Consider the following 6000-nt stretch of genomic DNA (forward strand, 5'->3'; position numbering starts at 1 on the left):
AAATTAACTAAAGCGAACGCAGTCTCCGTAATTATATTCTGCATCTTGGTGATCGCCGCCGTGCTCCTCCCTCCGCTCGTGCTGGGTAGGCTGACGACGGAAACCTACGTGATCACGGCAGCAGTGATCATTCTTGCGGCCAGTGTGACTCTCCCATATGCGCTACTGGTTGGGATTGGGACGCTCCCATTCCTGTACGTTGGAGTTGCGAGCTATGCGGCACCACAACCATCAGCCGAGGCTGCTCACCTCTTTTCACTGGACGCGGCACTCCGACACGTGGTGGCTGGTGTCGCCTACGTACTCACAGCGGCTGTTGTCGGGGCGATCAGTTTCGGGACCCAGATGAAAATTGGGGCCCAAAGCCCACCCCCGGAGATCGGCGGGCAACCAGCGTTTCTGATCCTCGGTGGCACGGTCATCGCGGCCACGTTCGTCACCTTCCAACTGTGGCGATACGACACTGAGTTTCGCACTCTCAACCGGAGGATCCTCCTTGGAACGGTGGTACTCGGCCTGCTAGTAGCGGTATCTCCGATTGTCGCGTTCTGGGTATACACAGTCACTGGGTGACTTAGAGAGCCACAGCACAGGGTTTGTGGGGTAGTTAATACCACCCAACAAACAATTCAGTGGGTATCGACGGACCGATGTTGACATGCTGTAGTGATTCTCCAAGTGAACCAATGGTCACCGCTTCCCTTGGCAATATATAGCAGGTTTTCGGATGGTATTAACAATGTTCTCTGTAGGCCTCCATACTTCGAAATCGTATATGTCTAGCGACAGTCTGCACACAAGAACGTACTTTGTATCTACTGTCGGTTGATTAGGAATCACCGAGTATTGTTGAGATCTCTCCTAAGGATTCAATTACGTAATCGGCTGGTTCCTTATCGAGAAGTGAATCGGATCTGTCGACCAACCCTGTCAACACAAGCACCGTTGTAAGACCAGCACGCTGGCCCATCTCAATATCTGTTTCCGGATTGTCTCCAATGATCATACACTCGTCTGGATCTGTCCCAAGTGTCTCAAGGCTCACTTTGATCATCGGGGTGTTGGGTTTCCCACAAATGATGTCGGGATCATAGTTCGCTGCGTAGCCGATAGCTGCGATCAGTGCTCCAGCACCAGGATCTAACCCTGTGTCAGTTGGCACCTTGCGATCACCGTTGGTGCCTACAAACGCCGCCCCAGAGTCGACAGCCCGTAGGCCATGTGCCAGTGTCTCGAACTCGAAGCTTGAATCGTTTCCAACAACAAGAACATCCGCAGCAGTTGGCTCGGTTGTCAGTGTAGCACCTGCCTGTGTGAGTTCGTCGTGCAATGCTGGCTCGCCAATCGTCATCACAGTTGCGTCCGGGTATTCAGCAGTCACGTACGTGGCAGTCACTGACGCGCTCGTCAAAATTTCAGACACATTTACCTCAATTCCAAGTGATCCGAGTCGATCTCGGCACTTCTCTCTAGATTTTGTTGATGAGTTTGTCACGAAGGCTATGTCGACGCCAGCATCACGTAGGAATTCAATTCCTTCTGGTGCTCCGGGAATGACCGTTTTAGATCTATAGACGGTTCCATCAAGATCGATGATCGCAGAATCCATTGTAGGTAGTTGGATAGCAGGTTTCTAATCGCAAGACAGCGTAGGGGTAGCTCAAAATTGTCATTTTGGAATGATGGACGTACGTCGACTAATATTTTCTAAGGCGAGTTTCTATTGACCAATCGTAAATTTAGCCGGTATAAATACACGCTCAATATAGTGATATAAAAATAGAATCTAGTTATATATGATATCAGACACAAAATTCGACGATAGAGCGTCATAGACGGTCGTTTTTGAATGAAGGAACTGCTATCCAACTACCATTGTAGTAACTAGATTGAGATACGTAATCGGTGGCTGATTAATCTGAGCATATTGTGTACATACACGATTTACATACACTTCTGATATTGTTTATCGTTCAATGCAGTAACACATACCCAACGAGAAGGTAGTGCTTTTCATTGAAAACGAAAAGTACCTCTCTTTATATTACAAATCCGATCGAACGAAAACTCTCTATTCAATCAGGGCATTGGGAGTAGATTGGGTGTATGACTGGTCAATTGGACATGATCACGCACCGATTTAAATTTATGCTCAAACTCCCCATCGAACTAGGTTGTCAATAATGTTCAGATAAACGAGAGCCCATAGTTGAGATAGCGGTTTGTTGGGTTGAGCACGAGTGTGACCAACTAGTAATTGCAGCCCACAGGTATTACCGCACTGCTCGCCACACCTCAAGCTCTTTCTGTAGATTCGTTACCATTTGGTTGCGGTTAACGTAGTCTGAGACGTCTTCCTGAAATCCGACAAAGTTTACGAGTTGTTCATCACTATCTTTGATTGGCGCAATGGTTAGCCGATTCCAGAACGGAGTGCCATCTTTCCGGTAATTACGGATGATCTCTGTAATCCGTTCCTCGTTTTGAATTGCAGTCCGAATCCTGTCGACCGTCTCGGGGTCGGTGTTTGTGCCCTGCGGAAACCGACAGTTCCGACCGAGCACTTCGGATCTGTCGTATCCTAACTGTTCGCAGAACTGGGCGTTCGTGTATATCAACGGGTTGTCCTCTGCAGTTGGATCACTGATCGTGATACCGATCGGTGCGTTGTCCATAGCTCGCGTCTTCATCCGAAGCTCGGCCTCTCGGTCGACACGGTCGGTGATATCATGTGCGATGAGAAGGTGTTGGCCCGGGACAACATCTGCAGTACCGACGTATTCAATGACTCGTTCATCACCGCCTGCATTCATTATAGTCAGCGTTTCTCGAACAGTGCCGTCCTGTTTCAATGACTCCCAGCGCTCCTCAAAACCAACACTGTCCGGGACGACCGCAGAGAGTGACCGTCCGAGCAGTTCTGTCTGGGCCACACCGTATAACGTTGCGGCAGTTTCGTTTGCATCAAGAATCCGTGCCGTATTATCCATGATCACCATCGCTTCGTTTGACTCTTCGAACGCAGCACGGTACTGATCACGTGCGCGCGTCAGTTCGGGCAGTTGATCGTCGGTCGTGGTTGGCTCTGTCGTCGGAGTATCAATGTGTGGTATTGATACCGACATTGTTGTTCCGGTCGGTGTGACCGTCGATTCGACAGTGCCTCCGTGAGTGGTGGCGACCCAGTGAACAAGCCAGAGGCCAAGCCCGCTGCCGTGGACGAGTGGCGTTTCGACCTCGCTCTTGAGGACCTTCTGTTCTTGTTTTGGAAGCCCCGGGCCATCGTCGGTAATCTCGATGAGGATGCTATTTTCGGTCTGATCGATGCTAACACCGACTTCTGGGCTCTCACCGCCATGTTTGACGGCGTTTTCGAGTAGCTCTGACAGTGCTTGTTCGAAACATGGCTGGACTGCCGTCGTGGCAGCCGTGGCGTCGACAGTGACTGTTGCTGTCGGGTGGTCCGACCGAACACTGTCCGCGACACGCTCGGTGAGAGCGACGATATCAGTCGGCTTTCGCACAGCCGTTTGGTCGAACACGGACTCTAGATCACGGGCTTTGTCGCCGAGTTCAATGAGTTGGTCGACTTTCCGCAGGACCTGCTGGCTATGGGTATCGTCGTCCACCTGCTCGGCCATCGCCTGCGCATGCCCCCGGATGACAGTCATATTGTTCCGAAGGTTGTGTCGAAGAACTCGATTAAGCACTGTCGCGAGATTGGCCTGATTTGTGAGTTGCTGTGTTTTCTCGGCACTGTCGAGTTCGTGTGTGATTGCCCGTGCAACGAGTTCAGCAAACAGGCGCTCGGCATCGCTGTACGGCTCCCGAGGCTCGCTGGTAACAAAACAGACTGTTCCGTACTGTTCGCCATCTACGATGATGGGGGTCCCGATGTAACAGTGGTAACCATACAGCTGAAACGCTGGATCATCGTCCCAGCCCTGGTTTGGTGCATCGTGGACCGATATTTGTTTGTCTTCATCAAGTGTTCGTCGACAGTATGTTTTCGAGAGATCTTGTGCCGGTTCGTCATGAACGGGCTCATAATTAGCACTACTCAGAACGCGTTTCAAATACGTAGATTCTTGATTGAGGACGGTTAGATACCCGCCGTCAGCGTCCAGATACTCCGATCCAAGCGTCAGCAACTCAGTTGCTTTTTCCTTGAACGAAATATTTTGTCGACAGACCTCATCAAGCCGATTCCGCATTGAACTCGCTGAAACGTTGGAATTAGTCATGTATTGTATTGGTTGGTTTTGATGTTTTCGCTGGTAGCGTACAGCATCTCTGATGCTGCAACTAATTCTTCGGTATCTTCAACAATTGTCCCTGAACTGTCACCAACGGCACCAACCCATAGATATCCACCACCGCCCGCGATACCTGCAAACAGCGCGACAAGCACGAGTGCGAACACTATTTTCGGTCTGATGTCGACGTTACTCAATCGGCTCTTTTCTATCACATTTTATTTTACGGCCTTATTATCATAAACACACTGGTGTTAATAATAGTTATCGACTCGGATTCCCAGTGAACGTTGAGTCGGATGTATTCAGTGATGATTGCCTTGTTGAACGAAAGATTGCTCTGAGCAGGTCGATAATTCATCCTTTCTCGTCTCCTCGAAGATGTAGGAGTGGGACGCTCCGGATCAAGCCCTGTGGAGACTGTACTCCCTGTGGATATGTTCGCATCTGCAAAGCGTGTCGTGGAAACAGGAAACTCCCATCACCAGAATCGAAGGTTCTGGTTAGCAGTCAGAGGCTCTGTTCTAACGACACCCTGAAGCGCAAACTGTCAGGCGAGCGGCAGGGTAGATTTGTTCACCAGAGCAAAGGGCGAAATATCGTGCCCCACTATTCAGTCTACTCTCGATTGGTTTTTTTCAAAATCGGTCGGGGGCGTCAGGGGGATTGTCTCCCGACATAGGATTTGTCAGGCTTCTCATACACAAATTCTATGTAGATGCCACTTACATACCGAAGATTCGCTAACTTTGGACTCTTCTTACAAAATACAAAGTTTGACTTAACGGTTAGCATGGGCCGTTCTCGGGGCGTGGCCGACTAATCTATCTGGATTCTATCAGAACGTGCTGTGCAAGATGTAGGGCGCGTATCTTGCATACTATCTCAGTGAAAAGCGGCGGTACCGACGGTCGCTTAGCTGTTCGACATCGTCAACAACGTCGATTTTACACTCCAAGCCTAGCGGGCCCGGAATAGCGGATCTCTGGCTGCAGATCGTTTAGGGAGTCGTCGTACTTCACGTATCGCGGAGGAACTGTATCACAGCGAGGAGAAGGACGAGACAGATGACGATCATCACGCCCTGTGAAACGACCGCGGTAGTCGATTCGACTGCTCCGCCGGTTAGCAATGCGATTATGTCCGGGATCCCACGCGTCGATCCCAGCACTCCGAGCACTGCCAGCAGGCCGATTCCGTAGGCAGCCTGTCTTTGCCGACCTATCGCTCGGTGTCCCACTACACCCAAGATGGCGATGAGAGCGCCGAAGATGGTTGGAATGAGCGCCGTGATACTCGCAAAGTCAGAGAGCACGTAGGCACCAACGCCCAAGACGACAAGTGCGATTCCGAGCACGATACTCAACATGAATGCGGACGTATTCGAGCTCTCCATGTACGGGGACTTCGTGCAGTGGAGCGGTATAGGTTTCTATACTGTATCTCACAATCTGCTGAACACACCCTCCGTATCCATCAAGCGAATTATGATGGAGTTCGAAGGGGTGACACCGGGCCGTGCAAGATAGAAGGCGTATCTACAGAACAGTCATGTCAGTTGTCCGGGCGTGAATCAGTCAATACTCGGCGGTCGGTCAGACTGTTTTAGTGGCGTCTAAGCAGCCTGTCCAAGAAACACCGACAGAAACGTCAGATTCTGTAGCTCTTGAGCGTTCATCACGGCAAATTTATCTAGCTGAAAACACTATACTGCGTAAGGATTTACTCGTGACGTTTAATTTTA

5 protein-coding genes and 1 pseudogene are annotated in these 6000 nt (G+C 50.3%); 2 read left to right on the top strand and 4 right to left on the bottom strand.

Translation table 11 applies throughout. The features are described from left to right. The first annotated feature begins 60 nt into the window (after nucleotides 1–60). The gene (locus O2S87_RS11320; RefSeq protein ID WP_475408900.1) at nucleotides 61–573 is read left to right on the top strand and encodes a hypothetical protein; all 513 of its coding nucleotides are present in this window, start codon (nucleotides 61–63) and stop codon (nucleotides 571–573) included. A 256-nt stretch (nucleotides 574–829) separates the two neighbouring features. Here O2S87_RS11320 and O2S87_RS11325 read toward each other — a convergent pair whose 3' ends face one another. From O2S87_RS11325 to O2S87_RS11335, 3 genes are all read right to left on the bottom strand, one after another. After that, nucleotides 830–1609 carry an HAD-IIA family hydrolase gene (locus tag O2S87_RS11325; RefSeq protein WP_475408901.1) on the bottom strand — a complete coding sequence of 260 codons (780 nt, stop codon included), beginning with the start codon at nucleotides 1607–1609 and terminating at the stop codon, nucleotides 830–832. A 664-nt stretch (nucleotides 1610–2273) separates the two neighbouring features. After that, the gene (locus tag O2S87_RS11330; protein WP_475408902.1) at nucleotides 2274–4214 is read right to left on the bottom strand and encodes a PAS domain S-box protein; all 1941 of its coding nucleotides are present in this window, start codon (nucleotides 4212–4214) and stop codon (nucleotides 2274–2276) included. A 26-nt stretch (nucleotides 4215–4240) separates the two neighbouring features. Continuing rightward, nucleotides 4241–4471: a hypothetical protein gene (locus O2S87_RS11335; protein ID WP_475408903.1), complete on the bottom strand. Its 231-nt coding sequence runs from the start codon at nucleotides 4469–4471 to the stop codon at nucleotides 4241–4243. 144 nt (nucleotides 4472–4615) lie between these two features. On the opposite strand from O2S87_RS11335, the pseudogene O2S87_RS11340 reads away from it, so the two are divergent. Continuing rightward, nucleotides 4616–4795 (top strand): annotated as a pseudogene (locus O2S87_RS11340) (RNA-guided endonuclease TnpB family protein); the annotation flags it as partial. Between the two features lie 479 nt (nucleotides 4796–5274). Here the strand turns inward: O2S87_RS11340 and O2S87_RS11345 are convergent. Beyond that, nucleotides 5275–5652, bottom strand: coding sequence for a hypothetical protein (locus O2S87_RS11345; protein WP_475408904.1), 378 nt, complete (start codon nucleotides 5650–5652; stop codon nucleotides 5275–5277). Nucleotides 5653–6000 lie beyond the last annotated feature (348 nt).

It is taken from the genome of Halohasta sp. A2, assembly GCF_056175805.1.